This is a genomic window from Nocardia pseudovaccinii NBRC 100343 (assembly GCF_001613225.1).
GTDB classification, from domain to species: Bacteria; Actinomycetota; Actinomycetes; order Mycobacteriales; family Mycobacteriaceae; genus Nocardia; species Nocardia pseudovaccinii.
The window spans coordinates 1-16,200 of sequence record NZ_BDBY01000076.1; the positions used below are offsets into that span (position 1 = coordinate 1).

Sequence of the window (16,200 nt, forward strand, 5' to 3'; positions counted from 1 at the left end):
GCGGAGTTCGTCCTCGACCGGCACGGCCCGGTCATGGTCGTCCGGCTCAACCGTCCGGATGCGCGAAATGCGTTGACCGGCACCATGATGCGCGGAATCGGCGCGGCGATCATCGCGGCCGAGGCCGATCCGCTGGTGCGCGCCGTCGTGCTCACCGGCACCGGTGATCGCGCCTTCTGCTCGGGAATGGATCTGCGCGCCTTCGCCAGTGGCGAAGACTTCGGCAAGGGCGCGGAAGCCGAGGCCTACGGGCGGCTGGCCAAGGGGCAGGTGAGTGTCCCGGTGATCGGCGCCGCCAATGGCAGCGCCGTCGGCGGCGGCCTGGAACTACTGCTGGGCTGCGATCTGATCGTGGCGTCCGCGGCGGCGAAATTCGGCTTCCCCGAGGTCAAGCGGGGACTCTTCGCCGGTGGTGGCGGTACCTTCATCGGCACCCGGATCCCGCTCGGCATCGCGCTCGAACTGCTGCTGACCGGTGATCTCGTCGACGCCGAGCGCGCCGAGCGGATCGGTCTGGTGAACGCGGTGGCCGAACCGGATGTCGTATTCGCGACCGCGCTGACCTTGGCCGAGCGGATCGCCGCCAACGCGCCACTCGGGCTGGCTGCTTCGAAAGAGCTTGCCCGCCTGGCGGTTTCGGATGCCGAAGCGGCCACCGATCGACTCGGCAAGTGGCAGGCATTGGTATTCGGCAGCGAAGACGCCAGGGAGGGCGCCCGCGCCTTCGCCGAGAAGCGCACGCCGAACTGGCGAGGGCGGTGAGATGCGCGCGGTGATCTGCCCGGCTTACGGGCCGCCGGAGGTCGTGCGCATCGAAGACCGCGCGGCGCCCGCACTCGAATCGGGACAGGTTCGAGTGCGGGTCGGCGCGGCCGCGGTCAATTTCCCGGACGTGCTGGTGATCGCGGGCGAATATCAGATCAAGGTGCCGACACCGTTCGTGCCCGGCAGCGAATTCGCCGGTGCGATCACCGAAACCGCCGACGACGTCACCGAGTTCGCCATCGGCGACCGGGTCACCGGCACCGGGATCGTCGGGGCGTTCGCGGAAGAGGTCACCGTGCCCGCCGCGGGACTCGGCCGCATCCCCGACGGAGTCGACGACCATCGCGCGGCCGCGTTCGGCGTCGCCTACCGCACGGCGTATCACACACTGCGTTCGGTGGCCCGGGTGCAGCCCGGGGACCGGCTGCTCGTACTCGGGGCCGGTGGCGGCGTCGGACTTGCGGCGGTGCAACTCGGGGTGCATTTGGGCGCCGAGGTCACCGCCGTCGCATCCTCCGCCGAAAAGCTCAGCGCCGCAGCCACTCACGGTGCCACCGGACTGATCGACCACACCAGCGGTGACCTGCGCGCGGCGCTGAAGCAAGCACTGCCCGACGGCGCCCATGCCGTCGTCGACCCGGTCGGCGGGCGACTATCCGAGCCCGCGCTGCGGTCGCTGCGCCGCGGCGGTCGGTTCGTCACCGTCGGCTTCGCCTCCGGCGAGATTCCGCGGATCCCGCTGAATTTGGTGCTGGTCAAGGGAATTCACGTACTCGGCTTCCAATTCCAGGATCTGGATCCCGACGAGTTTCGCCGCAACGAGGACGAATTGCGGGAACTGCTGACCACCGGCCGCATCCTTCCGCATATCAGCGCGGTCTATCCGCTGACCGAGGCTGCCACCGCACTACGGCGCGTCGCCGATGGGCAGGCCATCGGCAAAATCCTGCTCGATCCGAAGGCATAGCCGACGCATCGAAACCTATTGACCGCCAACTCGAGCCAGGCCAACCACGTCGACGACGTGATCGAGACGTGGTGGCGAGGATGCAGCGGCACACATCCGACCACGACCGAATCGCCGTGGGAATATCTGCGCCGAAGCCTCACCGCAGCCGTGGGCGATGCGCCCCTATGCGATGAACTCGTCGATGGTGTGGGCCTCGACGGCGCTCTCGAGCCAGGTGGTCATCTGGCCGAGGTCTGTGCACGTGGTAATACGGGCACGCACATCCTCGAGTACCGCCGTCTCACGCAGTTCCAAGATCCGCAAGATGGATGCGGCCCAGATTTTCGCCTCAGCTTCAGCTCGGCGTTCAGCACGGATTGCCTGCCACCACTCAGAACGGAAGAGCCACGCGGGCGCCGTCATCAACAACCTCTTGTGCGGTCAGTACGTCCTACGCGAAGAGGTCATCGATGGACTCGGCCTTGACCGCCCGGTCGAACCAAACAGCCAGTTGGTCGAGATCCGTGCTGGTGGCGAATCGGGCGCGCACATCGTCGGGTACCGCAATCTCACGGATTTCCAAGATCAGGACGATATCTTCGGCACGAGTCATCGCACGGACTTCCTGCCAGTATTCGGAACGGAGGAACCACGTCGGCACCGCCACCAACAACGTCCTGTGCGGTCAGTGCGTGCTACGCGAAGAGGTCATCGATGGAGTCAGCCCCGAGGGCGCGATCAAACCAGGCCGCCAGTTGGTCGTGATCTGTGCATGAACCGATTCGAGCACGCGCATCGTCGGGTACCGCAATCCCACGCAGTCCCAACAGCCGCAAGATGGATTTAGCCTCACCTCTGGCCTCACCCTTGGCCTCACCTTCAGCGCGGACTTCCTGCCAGTATTCGGAACGGAGGAACCAGGTGGGCACCGTCATCGACAATCTCCTGTGCGGTCAGTACGTCCTACGCGAAGAGGTCATCGATGGACTCGGCCTTGACCGCCCGGTCGAACCAAACAGCCAGTTGGTCGATGTCCTTGCAGGTAATGATTCTGGTGCGTTCGTCGTCGGGAACCGCAATCTCACGGAGTTCCAAGAGCCGAACGATATCTTCGGCATGAGCCTTCGCACGGGTCACCGCACGGGTCTCCTCCCAGAACTCGGAACGGAAGAACGAAGTATCCACGGTCATCAACTGCCTCCAGGTCTGTCCGGCCGGGCCTTTGCCCAATCCGAGTGCGGTGAGTTCGGCGAAGATCACGCGGTCAGGTTTATCGATGCTCCGCAGCGCGGTGGCCAGCGTGTTCATTATGTCACCGATGACGGAATCGTCGGCGGCGTGTGTGATAGCCGAGAGCGTCGCCAGCGGAATGTCTTTGACAGCTGTGTCCAGATCGCTCACCACGGGAATATTGTCCGGGCCGAATACCAGTGGGTGAACGATGAGACTGGTCCACTGCGGTGGGCCGATGGTGAGTGGCCCACGGGCCCAAGTGGCCGTGGAAGTGTCCTGGCACACGACCAGCAGCACAGGGTGTAGCCGGTATTTAGCGTGCAGGTGCGCCAAGTAGTAAGCCCAGGAGCTTGGTTTCTTCTTGTCCTCGTGTCCCTGAGCTTCGACGAGCAGTAGGAACGCTCCTTCCGCAGTCTCTATCCGCAGCAGGGTATCGACGCGGCGCTCCAGCGGGTCGATCTCCGTGAGATCGGTCGGCAGCAGCGCGACATCGATCGGATCCGGGAACGGCAGACCCAAATCACGGATCGTACGGGCGAATACGCCCGGGTCCTGCCGGAAGAGGTGGTGCATAGCCTCATGCTGGGAGCTGACCATGCGCGCGACCGTACTCGAAGAAATCGCAAATATGTTCGATCCAGCGAAATCGGTCCAGAATCGCCGGAATAGCTTGGGACACACCCGATGTCGTCCCGTGTGGCGCCCTCGGCGATTCCACGGGGCGCCACCGCTCAGCTACCGGACAGATCCGCACATTTCAGAAACTCACCCCACGGGAAGCAGATCAGCAGCCAGGTGATCCTGGGTTTCACTGCAGCGGAACATCTCCACATCCTCGAGCAGGTCGACCGGTTGTCCCAACGCCACGAGTGCCCGTGCCTTGAACGCTCGCGCTGCCACGCTCAGCCGGTGCTGCACTCCCTCGGTCCGGCAATCGAGTTCACTCGGACAGGCAGCGCCCCACACCGTCACTTCGAACGACCGATCCTCGATATTCTTCAGGACCCCTTGGCGGACCCGCGGATCGGATTCGAAAAGCTCTGCGGCGATCGCCATTCCGTTCGGCCACACGCCCGCATCCGATAGCGACGCCATCGAGGTCTCCAGATCCAGCACGGTTGCCCCGAGGATCCGCAGCGGTCGGATATCGGCGACGTCGCCCACGCAGACCGTCACCTCCCACCCGGCCATCGCGCGGTCGAATAGCCAACCTCCCGAATACCGCACCACATCGGCGATATCGGGGGCGATGACCGCCAGCCGATATCTCAGAGGGTGCTTGCGGGCATGAGCTCGCGCTCGAGCGAGCGGACGTACTCCGTGAATACCCGGTTCAGTGGTATCGAGGGGTCGAGCAGCCATGAGGTTTCCATCCCGTTGAGAAATGCGACTATCTCCACAGCCTTGACGGCAGGGTCCAGATCGGTGCGGTATCGGCCGGCGCGCTGACCGCGTCGGATGCCGCCGGCAATGGTGGCGACGGCGGCTCGGTACCGACCGAGCAGGCGATCGTGCAGGGGCGCGTCCGGGTCGAGATTCTCGACGAGCAGCACGGTGAACATGCCGACCAGATCCGGCGAGCGCCGGAACCGGTCGACGACGTTTTCGAGCTGCTCGATCAGATCGCGACGGCGGTCGGAATGGAGTTCGTCGTCGGTGTCGCGAGCCTCGAGTACCGCATGCAGCAGCTGTTCCTTGGACTCGAAGTGATGCAGCACCCCGGCCGTACTGACCCCGGCCTCCCGCGCGATCTGCGCCAGCGTCGTATTACGCCAGCCGTTACGCGTGAGCAGTCGCTGTGCGACGGAGAGAATCTGCAGCTTGCGGTACTCACCTTTGGCCAGCAAAGTCTCATATGGCCGCGGGGTACCGGCTTCCGGATCGGACACCGAACTCCTTCGTTCGATCAACCTACTGAAGACACAGTAGGTTGGTTCCGAGGCTGTGACAAGGGTCTCAGGTAGCCCAATTTTTGCGCTGGATCACAGACCGAGAGATTTGGCTATGATCATTTTCATCACCTCGCTGGTACCGGCATAGATGCGCGCGACACGCGCATCGGCGTAGAGCCGGGCGATCGGATATTCCGTCATATAGCCGTAGCCGCCGAACAGTTGCAGACAGCGATCGACCACCCGCGCCTGCACCTCGGTGCAGAACAGCTTGACCCGCGCGGCATCGGCACCCGAGAGCTGGCCCTCGACCAATTCCAGCACCGCGCGATCGACCATGGCCTGGGCCGCCTCCACCTCCGTCGACAGCGCGGCCAGCTCGAATTTCGTGTTCTGGTAGGCCGCCACCGGTTGGCCGAAAACCTTGCGCTGCTGTACATATTCGATCGTCGCGGTGATCGCGGACCTGGCCTGCGCCACCGATCCGACGGCCACCGTTATCCGCTCCTGAGCGAGATTGTGGCCGAGATAGGCGAAAGCCTGCCCCTCCGCGCCGAGCCGGTTCGTCACCGGGACGCGCACATTGTCGAATGCCAGTTCCACCGTGTCCTGCACCTTGCAGCCAAGCTTGTCCAGCACCCGGCCCTTGGTGAATCCGGTTCGGCCGCTTTCCACCACGATCAAGCTCAGGCCCGCGCGCCGATTGTCCGGATCCGACGAGGTGCGCGCCACTACGATCACCAGATCCGCGAGCAGACCACCGGTGATGAATGTCTTTGCGCCGTTGAGTATGTACTCCTCGCCGTCGCGAACCGCGGTGGTGCGCACACCGGCCAGATCGGAGCCGGTGCCCGGCTCGGTCATGGCGATCGCGGTCAGCAGCTTGCCGCAAGCCAGACCCGGAAACCAGCGCTCGCGTTGCTCGGCGTCGGCGTATTCCAAGAAGTAGGGCAGGATCACGTCGATCTGGGTGCGGACGGTACTGAGCGTGACGAGCGCGCGGTAGGCCTCCTCCTGCAGCACGGCATTGAACCGGTAGTCCCGCATGCCGCCGCCTCCGTATTCCTCGGGGATCGCGGTGCCGAGTAAGCCGAGTTCGCCCATCCGCTCGAAGATTTCGCGCGGCATCTGCCCGGCCCGCTCCCAGTCCGGGTAATGCGGCACCACCTCCTTATCGATGAATTCGCGGGCCAGCTGCCTGAATGCGTCGTGGTCTGGGGTGAAAATGTCTCGGCGCACGGTCGGCTCCTTCAGTGCACGAGTTCGACGACGGTGGCGTTGGCGGTGCCGCCGCCCTCGCACATGGTCTGCAGGCCGTAGCGAATTCCGTTGTCGCGCATGTGGTGGATCATCCGGGTCATCAGTACGGCGCCGGAGCCGCCGAGCGGGTGACCGAGGGCGATCGCGCCACCCAGCGGATTGAGCAGGTCCGGGTCGGCGCCGGTTTCGGCCAGCCAGGCCAGCGGGATCGGGGCGAATGCCTCGTTCACCTCGAAGACGCCGACCTCGGACAGACCGATACCGGCCTTGCGCAATACCTTCTCGGTGGCCGGAATCGGACCGGTCAGCATGAGTACCGGATCGGCACCGGTGACCGCACCGGCCCGATAACGCACCAGCGGCGTCAGCCCCAACTCGCGCGCCTTTTCCGCAGTCGTCACCAACAGCGCCGCGGCGCCGTCGGAGATCTGCGACGAGTTACCGGCATGGATTACACCATCGGCCTGGAAAGCCGGTTTCAGCCCGGCCAGTTTCTCGACCGTGCTGCCGGGCCGGATGCCCTCGTCGGCGCTCACCGTCCCGGAATCGGTTGCGACGGAGACAATCTGCTCCTCGAACGCGCCGCGATCCTGAGCGGCGGCGGCCCGTTGGTGCGACAGTACCGAGAACTCATCGAGCCGGGTGCGGTCGAAACCCCATTTCTGCGCGATCAATTCGGCTGAGATGCCCTGGTTGAACGCGAAATTGTCGTAGCGGGCAAGAGCTTTCGGGCCATAGGGCATGCCATCGGCGCGCGCGGCACCCAGCGGCACCCGGCTCATCACCTCGACGCCGCCCGCGACCACGACCTCCTGCGCACCGGACGCCACCGCCTGTGCGGCGAAATCCAGGGCCTGCTGGCTGGATCCGCAGGCCCGGTTCACCGTGGTGCCCGGAATGGTCTCCGGCCAGCCCGCGGCGAGCACCGCATAGCGCCCGATATTGCTGGACTGGTCGCCGACCTGGGAGACACAACCCCAGATGACGTCATCGATGACCGCCGGGTCGATGCCCGTGCGGCCCGACAGCGCATTGAGCACGATCGCCGACAGATCGGCGGGATGCGTACCCGACAGTCCGCCATTGCGTTTGCCGATCGCGGTCCGCACCGCTCCGGCGATGACTACCTCACGCATCTGCTGTACTCCCGTTTTCGGACCGGTCCGCGCCGCGTACCGGTGGTCTGTGCACGGTCCAGCGACCGTCGAACTGTGGTTCTCGTTTCTCGGCGAAGGCCGCGAATGCCTCCGGGGCGTCCGAGGTGGCGAAATTGAGGCCCTGCGCGGCGGCCTCCCCGGCGAGCGCTTCGCGCAGAGTTCGATCGGCACCCGTGTTGAGCAGGGCCTTGGTTTGTGCCAGCGCCACCGGCGGGCCTGCCGCCAGCCGCGCGCCGAGATCGGCGACGTAGGAATCGATTTCGGCCGTGGGAACCACCCAGGTCACCAGATTCAATTCCCGCGCCTGTTCGGCGTCGATCATTTCGCCCAGCAATGCCAACCGCTTGGCCTGTTGCAGCCCGACCAGTTTCGGTAGCAGCCACGAGCCGCCCAGATCCGGCGAAAGGCCGCGGCGGGCGAAGATCTGCGAGAAACGGGACTCGGGCGTAGCCACCACCAGATCGCAGCCGAGCGCCAGATTCCATCCCGCGCCGACGGCAACGCCGCTCACCTTCGCGACCGTCGGCATCGGCAGCTCGTGCAGCAGCAACGCCACATCGGTCAATGCCCGCATGCGATAGACCGGATGCCCGTTATCGGGCACCGAAATGTCGGCGCCGGAACAGAAAGTGCCACCGGCCCCGGTGAGCACCAGCGCTCGCACGGTGCGATCGGCCGCGGCGGCCCGGAGCGCATCCGCCAGCGCCTGCCACAGTCCGGCATCGATCGCGTTCTTGCGATGCGGCCGATTCAGTGTCAAGGTTCGTACGCCGTCACGATCCTCGGTCAGCAGCGAACTCATGCCCGCCCCGCGGGTTGCCGATACGCCGGACCGATTGCACCCGCCGCGCGGAGTTCATCGATTTCCGCGCCGCCGCAGCCGATTTCGGACAGTACGGCGTCGGTGTGCTCGCCGAGTCCGGGAACCGCGCCCATGGGCGGATCGAAACTGTCGACAATCGCCGGTGGCAGCAGCGACGGGATCGGGCCGGACGGGGTGTCGATGCTGCGCCAGCGATCGCGGGCCGACAGTTGCGGGTGGGCGATGACCTCGCTGGGCAGGTTGTAGCGCGAGTTGCCGATCCCGGCCGCGTCGGCGAGTTCTTGAATCCGCGCGAGATCGTGTCGGGCGCACCAGGATCCGATGGCCTCATCGAGGACGTCGCGCCGCTTACAGCGGTCCGGATTGGTGCGCAGGCCCTCGTCGTCGGCCAGGTCGGGGCGGTCGATGATGTCGCGGGCCAGCCGCTGCCACTCCCGATCGTTGGTGGTGCCGATCACCACGGTCTGTCCGTCCGCGGTGCGGTAGGCACCGTAGGGCGCGACCGCCGCCGAGCTCATGCCCAACGGTTGCATATCTTTTCCGGAGTGCCTGGCGTAGGTGAGGTGATAGCCCATCACATCGGCCATGGTGTCGAACAGGCTGACCGCGATCGTCGCGCCCGCATCGGATCCCCGGCGCTGTCGTCCGCACAGCGATGCCAGAATCGACAGCGCCGCATACTGTCCCGTGATGACATCGGCCATCGGCGGGCCCGGTTTCGCCGGGGCATCCGGATATCCGGTGACCGCGCACACGCCCGATTCGGCCTGCACCAGCAGGTCGTAGGCGCGCTTGTGCGACAGCGGCCCACCCGAGCCGAATCCGTCGATCGATACCGCGATCAGATTTGGGTGCCGCTCGGCCAGATCCGCCGGTGCGAGACCGAGCCGGTCGGTCGCACCAGGCGCCAGATTCGATACCAGTACCTCGGCCCGATCCAGCAGGCGATGCAGAATCGCCACGCCCGCAGGCGTTTTCAGGTCGAGGGTCACCGATTCCTTGCCGCGGTTGACCCAGACGAAATGCGCCGCCTGCCCCTCGACCACATCGTCGTAATACCGGGCGAAGTCGCCACCGTCCGGATTTTCGATCTTGATCACGCGGGCGCCGAAATCGGCGAGTGTGCGGGTACACATCGGCGCCGACACCGCCTGTTCCAGGGCGACGACGGTGATACCCGCCAATGGTCCCTGCGCCGTATCCGGCATCACATCACCATGCCGCCGTCCACCGGCAGCACCTGCCCGGTGACGAACGAGGCGGCATCGGAGGCGAGGAAGACGAAGGCGCCGGCCACCTCCGCGGGATCGGCCCAGCGCCGCAACGGAATTCGGTTCAGCATCTGCGCCGCGAACTTGTCGCCGGTGCGAATGGTCTCGGTCATCGGCGTGGCCGCCAGCGGCGCGAGCGCGTTCACCAGGATGTTCTTGCGTGCCAATTCGCGAGCCAGGGATTTGGTGATGCCGATGATGGCCGCCTTGGCCGCGGAGTAGTTGACCTGCCCCAGCGTGCCGATCAGCCCGGCCGACGAGGTGACGTTGATGATGCGCCCGGTGCCGTCGGTCGGCAGGTACGGCAAGGCCGCCTGCGAGCAGTTGAAGGTGCCCAGCGTGTGGATCTCGTACAGGCGCCGCATCGAGTCGACGCTGGTATCGGCGAACATGTGCGGATCGGTGACCCCGGCGTTGTTCACCACGATATGCAGTGTGCCGCCTGCCAATTCGGCGGCCTTGGCGGCGGCGGCGTCGGCGGCCGCGCGATCGGACACGTCGAGGGCGAAACTCGCCGCACTACCACCGTTTCCGATGATCTTCTCGGCGACGGCCGCGGCCGCGTCCGCATCGACGTCGGTGACCAGCACCGCCGCGCCCTGCGCGGCGAGGGCCTGCGCCACCGCCGAGCCGATGCCGCCCGCCGCGCCGGTGACCATCGCGGCCCGCCCGGTCAGCTCGAAAAGTCCGTTCTTGGCTGCCATTCGGTTATTTCCTGCCTCTGCTAATAGCTTCTGGGTAGGCCCAGCGTGTGGGAGCCCAGGTAGTTCAGAATCATTTCCTGGCTGATCGGGGCGATCCGCATGACGCGGGCCTCCCGGAAATAGCGGGCTACGTTGTATTCCTCGGCGTAACCCATGCCGCCGTGGGTCTGCAGGGCCCGGTCGGCCGCCGTGAATCCCGCGTCGGCGCACAGATATTTGGCGGTGTTCGCCTCGCGTCCGCACGCTTTCCCGTTGTCGTAGAGCCAGGTCGCCTTGCGCAGCACCAATTCCGCGGCATCCAGGTGGGCCAGCGAATCGGCGAGTGGGAATTGAATGCCCTGGTTCATGCCGATCGGCCTGCCGAATACCACGCGCTCCTTGGCGTATTTCGTGGCCCGGTCGAGTGCGACCCGGCCCAGCCCGAGGGCCTCGGCGGCGATCAGCATGCGCTCGGGATTCAGGCCGTCGAGCAGATAGCTGAATCCCTTGCCCTCCTCCCCCACTCGATCCTCGACCGGGATGCGCAGCCCGTCGATGAACACCTCGTTGGAGGTGACGGCATTGCGGCCCATCTTCGCGATCGGCCGGATATCGACGTGCGCGCGATCGAGGTCGGTGAGGAACAGCGTCATGCCGTCGGTCTTCTTGGTGACCTCGTCGTAGCGCTGGGTGCGGGTCAGCAGCAGGATCTTCTCCGACTCCATCGCCTTGGAGATCCACACCTTGCGGCCGTTGACGACATAGTGGTCGCCATCGCGGCGCGCGAAGGTGGTGATGTGGGTGGTGTCCAGGCCCGCACCGGGTTCGGTGACGCCGAAGCACACGTGCAGATCACCGGTGGCGATGCGCGGCAGCGTCCGCTGTTTCAATTCCGCGGATCCGTGCACGATCACGGGATGCATGCCGAAGATCGACATGTGGATCGAGCTGGCTGCATTCATGCCGCCGCCCGATCGGGACACCTCCTCGGCCAGCAGCGTGGCCTCGGTGATGCCCAGCCCGTGTCCGCCGTATTCCTCCGGGATGGTGATGCCCAGCCAGCCGCCCTCGGCGATGGCGTTGTAGAACTCGGTCGGGAATTCGTGCGCCTGGTCCTTTTCCATCCAGTACTGGTCGTCGAACTTGCGGCACAGTTCGGCGACCGTGCTGCGGATCAGCTGCTGATCCTCGGTGAGTTCGAAATTCATGCCTCCGACGTTCGTGTCGTCGCGCACGGGGCAACCCCTTTCAGTCGGAGGCAGGCAGCGCTTTGGCGGCCTTCAAGGTCATCGCGGCCCCATCGCAGGTCAGCTCGCCGGTACCGGAACTGGTGCACAGCAACTCGACGGTTTCCGCCGCGTCGACATAGCGCTTCCCGATCAACGTGACCGCATCGGCCCCAGCTGATTTCCCTGGCGGGGCCGAGGCCGCGGGCACCATGGGCGCGCCACCGCACGCGATTTCCGGCCGAGCGTCGGCGGGCGCCCGGACCACCACCACCCGGGTGCCGCATACGGTGCTGGCGAACTGTTCACCGGGGCGAATCGGCGCCGTCATGGTGAATCTCCTTTCCGCTCAGGCGATCCCCGAGCCGATCGCATCGAAGGACCGACGGAACACGCATTTCGTCGCGCTCTCGTTATTAGAAAACTATATTCTCTTCTTTGGAGAATCAACATCTGATCGGAAGACGACCATGACTGAGCAGCGACGAGCACGGGCGATCGCGATGACCGCCACCGAACGCGACGCCTTCCTGCGGGGCCAGCCGATCTGCCGGGTCGCCACCCTCGGCCCCGGCGGACACCCGCACACGAGCCCACTGTGGTTCGCCTGGGACGGCACGGCCCTGTGGCTGAACTCGCTGGTGCGCAGCCAGCGGTGGACCGATATCACCCGTGATCCACGGATCAGCGCGATCGTCGACGACGGCGGGACCGACTTCCTGCAGCTGCGCGGCGTCGAACTGCGCGGACGCGTCGAAGTGGTCGGCGAAACGCCGCGCACCGGCACGCCGGTCGAGGAGCTCACCGAACCGGAGCGGCTGTTCGCCGACAAGTACATGGGCGGGCAGCCGTTTCGGTACGACGGCCGCCACGGCTGGCTGCGGCTGACGCCGGACCACGTCGTCAGCTGGGATTTCGCCCGGTTGCAACGCCGACGTTGACTATCGCATCCGTCCATGGAAATCTAGTCTTCAGTTTTGGAGAATCTAATTCTCATGAGAGGAGGACAGGAATGCGTCTGCCGCCGTTGCCCGCGGACGAATGGGACGACCGAACCCGCGACGCCTTCAAGGGGCTGCTGCCGCGCGCGATCCGCAACGCGGAAGGGGCAGGCCCCGCCATGGGACCGCTGGCCCGGCACCCGGACCTGACCGAGGCCTATCTCGGATTCAGCGTCTACTTGCTGTTCCGGTCCACGCTGCCGCCCCGGGTGCGCGAGTTGACGATCCTGCGGGTCGCCCACCGGCGCGGTTGTGCCTACGAGTGGGCCCATCATCTGCGGTTCGGCCAGGATGCCGGACTGACCCTCGACGAGATCGAGGCCGTCACCCGCGGCGAGGCCGCCGACGACTTCGACCGCCTCGTCCTCACCGCCGTCGACGAACTCGACGACAAATCCGAACTGTCCGACCAGACCTGGGCGGCACTTGCCGAACGACTCGATGAAAAGCAGCGCATGGACCTGGTTTTCACGGTCGGCGGCTACATCCTGCTGGCCATCGCGCTCAACACCTTCGGCGTACAGCCCGACCCTGAAAGGTAAATCCCTTGCCACACTTCACCAAACCGACGGCGGGCAGCTGGACGGAGAACTATCCCGAGCTCGGCACCGAGATGGTCGACTTCACCGACTCGACCGATCCCCAGTTCTATAAGGACGAGCAGGAAGCCATCTTCAAGAAGAGCTGGCTCAATGTCGGCCGGGTGGAGCGGTTGCCGCGCGTCGGCAGCTATTTCACCAGGGAGCTGGCCTGCGTCAACGCCTCGTTCGTCATCGTCAAGGACCACGATCAGCAGGTCCGGGCCTACTACAACATCTGCAGGCACCGCGGCAACAAACTGGTCTGGGACGACTTCCCTGGCGAGGAGACCGCCGGTAGCTGCAGGCAGTTCACCTGCAAATACCACGCCTGGCGCTACAGCCTCGAGGGCGAGGCCACCTTCGTCCAGCAGGAGAAGGAATTCTTCGACCTCGACAAGAGCAAGTTCGGGCTCAAGGCCGTGCGCTGCGAGGTGTGGGAAGGCTTCATCTTCATCAACCTCGACGACAACGCCCAGCCACTGGAGGAGTACCTCGGCGCATGGGCGAAGGGCCTGGAGGGCTACCCCTTCCACGAGATGACCGAGGTCTACAGCTACAAGGCCGAGATCGGCAGCAACTGGAAGCTGTTCATCGACGCCTTCGCCGAGTTCTACCACGCGCCGGTGCTGCATATGAAGCAGGCGGTCAAGGACGAGGCCGACAAACTGCTCAATGTCGGCTTCGAGGCGCTGCACTACGAGTGCTGGACCCCGCATTCGATGGTGTCCTCGTGGGGCGGTATGGCCCCGCCCAAGGACATCAATATGGTCAAGCCGATCGAGCGCGAACTGCGCAGCGGCCTGTTCGGCCCGTGGGAGCGCCCCGATATCGAGGGCCTGGATCCGCTGCCGTCCGGTGTCAACCCCGCAGGCCACAAGGCTTGGGGCATCGACGAATTCGAGGTCTTCCCCAACTTCGGCATCCTCATCTGGGCGCCGGGTTGGTACCTGACCTACCACTACTGGCCGACCGCGGTGAACAAGCACATCTTCGAGGCGAATCTGTACTTCGTGCCGTCGAAGACCGCGCGTGAACGTCTCGGCAAGGAACTGGCGGCGGTCACTTTCAAGGAATACGCGCTGCAGGACGCCAACACACTCGAGGCGACCCAGACCATGCTCGAGACCGGTGTGATCACCGAGTTCCCGCTCAACGACCAGGAAGTGCTGCTGCGCCACCTGCACCTCACCGTTCAGAAGATCGTCAAGGAGTACCGCGATGCCCGAAACAACTGAGAAGGCGCTGCCCGCCGAATTCGCCGACCTGGACCGGTTTTCGGACTGGATCCTGGCCACCGAGCCCGAGCGTTACGCCAAGCGGCTTGCCTCCCCGATGGAGGAGATGCAGGACCTGTACGACACCGTCTTCCCGCGCCTGCAGGCGGCGCTGGACTACTGCGACAAGTTCGAGTTGTCCGAGCTGCCCGATGACGCCCGGCACCTGTTCCACCTGCTGCAGTCGCTGGTGATGGTGTCGTTCCCGATCGAGGTGTGGAAGCAGCCGCGGGTGCCCGACTCCGGCGCCGCCTATCTCGACGTGATCAAGGAGCCGGTGGTCTAACCCATGCTGACACTGAAGGCGGCCGGTCTACTCGATATCGACACCGGCGAGATAATCCGACCCGGCATCATTCGCGTCGACGGCGATCGGATCGTCGGCCTCGGCGCAACCGCGGACGATGCCGACGAGGTCATCGATCTCGGTGATGTGGTGCTGCTGCCCGGCCTGATGGATATGGAGGTCAACCTCCTCATGGGCGGTCGCGGCGAGACCGGCCTGGCCTCCAGTGTGAAAGACGATCCGGCACTGCGCATGCTGCGTGCGGTGGGCAATGCCCGCCGCACGCTGCGGGCCGGTTTCACCACCGTGCGCAACCTCGGACTGTTCGTGAAGACCGGCGGCTACCTGCTGGATGTCGCGCTCGGCAAGGCGATCGACGCGGGCTGGATCGAGGGTCCGCGGATCGTCCCGGCGGGACACGCGATCACGCCCACCGGTGGCCACCTGGATCCGACCATGTTCTCCGCCTTCGCGCCCGACGTGCTGAAGCTGACCCTCGAGGAGGGCATCGCCAACGGCGTCGACGAGGTACGCAAGGCGGTGCGATACCAGATCAAGCACGGCGCGCAGCTGATCAAGATCTGCGTCTCCGGTGGCGTCATGTCGCTCACCGGAGCACCTGGGGCGCAACACTATTCGGACGAGGAGCTGCGTGCGATCGTCGACGAGGCGCACCGGCGCGGGCTCAAGGTCGCCGCCCACACGCACGGGGCGGAGGCGGTCAAACATGCCGTCGACGCCGGAATCGACTGTATCGAGCACGGCTTCCTCATCGACGACGAGGCGATCAAGATGATGGTGGCGGCGGGCACCTGGTTGGTCCCGACCACCCGGCTCGCCGATGCGATGGATGTGTCCAAGGCGGATCCGGCCTTGCAGGCCAAGGCAGCCGAGATGTTCCCGAAGGCCCGCACCTCGGTCCGGGCGGCCTACGAGGCCGGGGTGAAGATCGCCGTCGGCACGGACGCACCGGCGATCCCGCACGGCCGCAACGCCGACGAATTGGTGGCGCTGGTCGATCGCGGTATGAGCCCGATCGACGTGCTGCGCGCGGCCACCGTGCGCGCGGCCGAACTGATCGATGTCACCGACCGCGGTCGGCTGGCCGAGGGACAGCTGGCCGACATCATCGGCGTGCCGGGAGATCCGTTGCGCGACATCACCGTCACCCAGAACGTGCGGTTCGTCATGAAAGGCGGCAAGGTCCATGTCCAGAAATGATGATCTGCTGGAGATCCAGCAGCTGCTGGCCCGCTACGCGGTGACGATCACCAAGGGCGATATCGATGGCCTGCTCGCGGTATTCACCCCCGACGGCACCTACAGCGCATTCGGCGACACCTATACCCTCGACCTGTTCCCGGAGCTGGTCGCCGCCGCGCCGAAGGGGCTTTTCCTCACGGGCACACCGGTTCTCGACATCGACGGTGACACCGCCGCGGGCACGCAGCCGCTGTGCTTCATCGACCACAGCACCCACGATATGCGCATCGGCTACTACACCGACAGCATCGTGCGAACCGAAGCGGGATGGCGGCTGAAGACGCGCCGGATGACCTTCATCCGCCGTAGCGGCGTGCACGATTCGGGCATCCCACACGCCTTCGAGAACACCCGCGGATGACCATGGACGTGTCCGAATTCCGGTCCGGTGTGCGGGCGTGGCTGGACGAGCACGATCTGTCCCCCGGTCCGGATCATTCGCTGGACGGTCAGGTCGCGCAGTTGGCCCGCGTGCGCCGGGCCCTCTACGACGCGGACTGGATGCGCTATGGCTGGCCCGCCGAGATCGGCGGTCT

21 protein-coding genes and 1 pseudogene are annotated in these 16,200 nt (G+C 65.5%); 9 read left to right on the top strand and 13 right to left on the bottom strand.

The features are described 5' to 3' along the window. Together NP3_RS08655 and NP3_RS08660 are read left to right on the top strand one after the other, a co-directional pair. On the top strand, positions 1-762 hold a 762-nt coding region (locus NP3_RS08655; RefSeq protein WP_063039513.1), incomplete at its 5' end, for an enoyl-CoA hydratase-related protein. Position 763: 1 nt separating this feature from the next. After that, the gene (locus NP3_RS08660) at positions 764-1,732 is read left to right on the top strand and encodes an NADPH:quinone oxidoreductase family protein (RefSeq protein ID WP_063039515.1); all 969 of its coding nucleotides are present in this window, start codon (positions 764-766) and stop codon (positions 1,730-1,732) included. 165 nt (positions 1,733-1,897) lie between these two features. Here the strand turns inward: NP3_RS08660 and NP3_RS08665 are convergent, their stop codons facing one another. The 13 genes from NP3_RS08665 to NP3_RS08725 form a co-directional block, all read right to left on the bottom strand. Then, a complete protein-coding gene (locus NP3_RS08665) occupies positions 1,898-2,137 on the bottom strand; it encodes a hypothetical protein (RefSeq protein ID WP_063039517.1) in 240 nt (79 codons plus the stop codon). A gap of 28 nt (positions 2,138-2,165) precedes the next feature. Continuing rightward, on the bottom strand, positions 2,166-2,327 hold the full coding sequence (locus tag NP3_RS08670) for a hypothetical protein (protein ID WP_157124195.1): 162 nt from the start codon (positions 2,325-2,327) through the stop codon (positions 2,166-2,168). An 82-nt stretch (positions 2,328-2,409) separates the two neighbouring features. Further along, the gene (locus NP3_RS08675) at positions 2,410-2,649 is read right to left on the bottom strand and encodes a hypothetical protein (RefSeq protein WP_063039521.1); all 240 of its coding nucleotides are present in this window, start codon (positions 2,647-2,649) and stop codon (positions 2,410-2,412) included. A gap of 28 nt (positions 2,650-2,677) precedes the next feature. Further along, positions 2,678-3,544, bottom strand: coding sequence for a hypothetical protein (locus NP3_RS08680; RefSeq protein WP_063039523.1), 867 nt, complete (start codon positions 3,542-3,544; stop codon positions 2,678-2,680). 168 nt (positions 3,545-3,712) lie between these two features. Further along, positions 3,713-4,174, bottom strand: a complete 462-nt coding sequence (locus NP3_RS08685) for a hypothetical protein (protein WP_245720859.1) — start codon at positions 4,172-4,174, stop codon at positions 3,713-3,715. A gap of 41 nt (positions 4,175-4,215) precedes the next feature. After that, on the bottom strand, positions 4,216-4,836 hold the full coding sequence (locus tag NP3_RS08690) for a TetR/AcrR family transcriptional regulator (protein WP_063039525.1): 621 nt from the start codon (positions 4,834-4,836) through the stop codon (positions 4,216-4,218). A gap of 93 nt (positions 4,837-4,929) precedes the next feature. Beyond that, positions 4,930-6,078, bottom strand: coding sequence for an acyl-CoA dehydrogenase family protein (locus tag NP3_RS08695; protein ID WP_063039527.1), 1,149 nt, complete (start codon positions 6,076-6,078; stop codon positions 4,930-4,932). Positions 6,079-6,089: 11 nt separating this feature from the next. Then, complete coding sequence (locus NP3_RS08700; RefSeq protein WP_063039529.1) at positions 6,090-7,235, bottom strand: thiolase family protein; 1,146 nt, start codon at positions 7,233-7,235, stop codon at positions 6,090-6,092. Next, a complete protein-coding gene (locus NP3_RS08705; protein WP_063039531.1) occupies positions 7,228-8,058 on the bottom strand; it encodes an enoyl-CoA hydratase/isomerase family protein in 831 nt (276 codons plus the stop codon). Before NP3_RS08705 ends, NP3_RS08700 begins: the two co-directional genes overlap by 8 nt. Continuing rightward, positions 8,055-9,287 carry a CaiB/BaiF CoA transferase family protein gene (locus tag NP3_RS08710; RefSeq protein WP_063039533.1) on the bottom strand — a complete coding sequence of 411 codons (1,233 nt, stop codon included), beginning with the start codon at positions 9,285-9,287 and terminating at the stop codon, positions 8,055-8,057. Before NP3_RS08710 ends, NP3_RS08705 begins: the two co-directional genes overlap by 4 nt. Further along, positions 9,287-10,054 (bottom strand): SDR family NAD(P)-dependent oxidoreductase, encoded by a 768-nt coding sequence (locus NP3_RS08715; RefSeq protein ID WP_063039536.1) that lies wholly within the window; start codon positions 10,052-10,054, stop codon positions 9,287-9,289. Before NP3_RS08715 ends, NP3_RS08710 begins: the two co-directional genes overlap by 1 nt. A gap of 20 nt (positions 10,055-10,074) precedes the next feature. Beyond that, positions 10,075-11,241 carry an acyl-CoA dehydrogenase family protein gene (locus NP3_RS08720; RefSeq protein WP_063039550.1) on the bottom strand — a complete coding sequence of 389 codons (1,167 nt, stop codon included), beginning with the start codon at positions 11,239-11,241 and terminating at the stop codon, positions 10,075-10,077. 40 nt (positions 11,242-11,281) lie between these two features. After that, a complete protein-coding gene (locus tag NP3_RS08725) occupies positions 11,282-11,590 on the bottom strand; it encodes a hypothetical protein (protein WP_063039538.1) in 309 nt (102 codons plus the stop codon). A 139-nt stretch (positions 11,591-11,729) separates the two neighbouring features. On the opposite strand from NP3_RS08725, the gene NP3_RS08730 reads away from it, so the two are divergent. From NP3_RS08730 to NP3_RS50310, 7 genes and pseudogenes are all read left to right on the top strand, one after another. Further along, positions 11,730-12,200 carry a pyridoxamine 5'-phosphate oxidase family protein gene (locus tag NP3_RS08730; protein ID WP_063039552.1) on the top strand — a complete coding sequence of 157 codons (471 nt, stop codon included), beginning with the start codon at positions 11,730-11,732 and terminating at the stop codon, positions 12,198-12,200. 71 nt (positions 12,201-12,271) lie between these two features. After that, positions 12,272-12,802: a carboxymuconolactone decarboxylase family protein gene (locus tag NP3_RS08735; RefSeq protein WP_063039540.1), complete on the top strand. Its 531-nt coding sequence runs from the start codon at positions 12,272-12,274 to the stop codon at positions 12,800-12,802. Positions 12,803-12,807: 5 nt separating this feature from the next. Next, on the top strand, positions 12,808-14,076 hold the full coding sequence (locus NP3_RS08740) for an aromatic ring-hydroxylating oxygenase subunit alpha (protein WP_063039542.1): 1,269 nt from the start codon (positions 12,808-12,810) through the stop codon (positions 14,074-14,076). Next, complete coding sequence (locus tag NP3_RS08745; protein WP_063039544.1) at positions 14,060-14,401, top strand: hypothetical protein; 342 nt, start codon at positions 14,060-14,062, stop codon at positions 14,399-14,401. Before NP3_RS08740 ends, NP3_RS08745 begins: the two co-directional genes overlap by 17 nt. 3 nt (positions 14,402-14,404) lie before the next feature. Beyond that, positions 14,405-15,622 carry a metal-dependent hydrolase family protein gene (locus NP3_RS08750; protein WP_063039546.1) on the top strand — a complete coding sequence of 406 codons (1,218 nt, stop codon included), beginning with the start codon at positions 14,405-14,407 and terminating at the stop codon, positions 15,620-15,622. Continuing rightward, a complete protein-coding gene (locus tag NP3_RS08755; protein WP_040700292.1) occupies positions 15,609-16,025 on the top strand; it encodes a nuclear transport factor 2 family protein in 417 nt (138 codons plus the stop codon). Before NP3_RS08750 ends, NP3_RS08755 begins: the two co-directional genes overlap by 14 nt. A gap of 2 nt (positions 16,026-16,027) precedes the next feature. Beyond that, positions 16,028-16,200: pseudogene (locus tag NP3_RS50310) on the top strand (acyl-CoA dehydrogenase family protein); the annotation flags it as partial.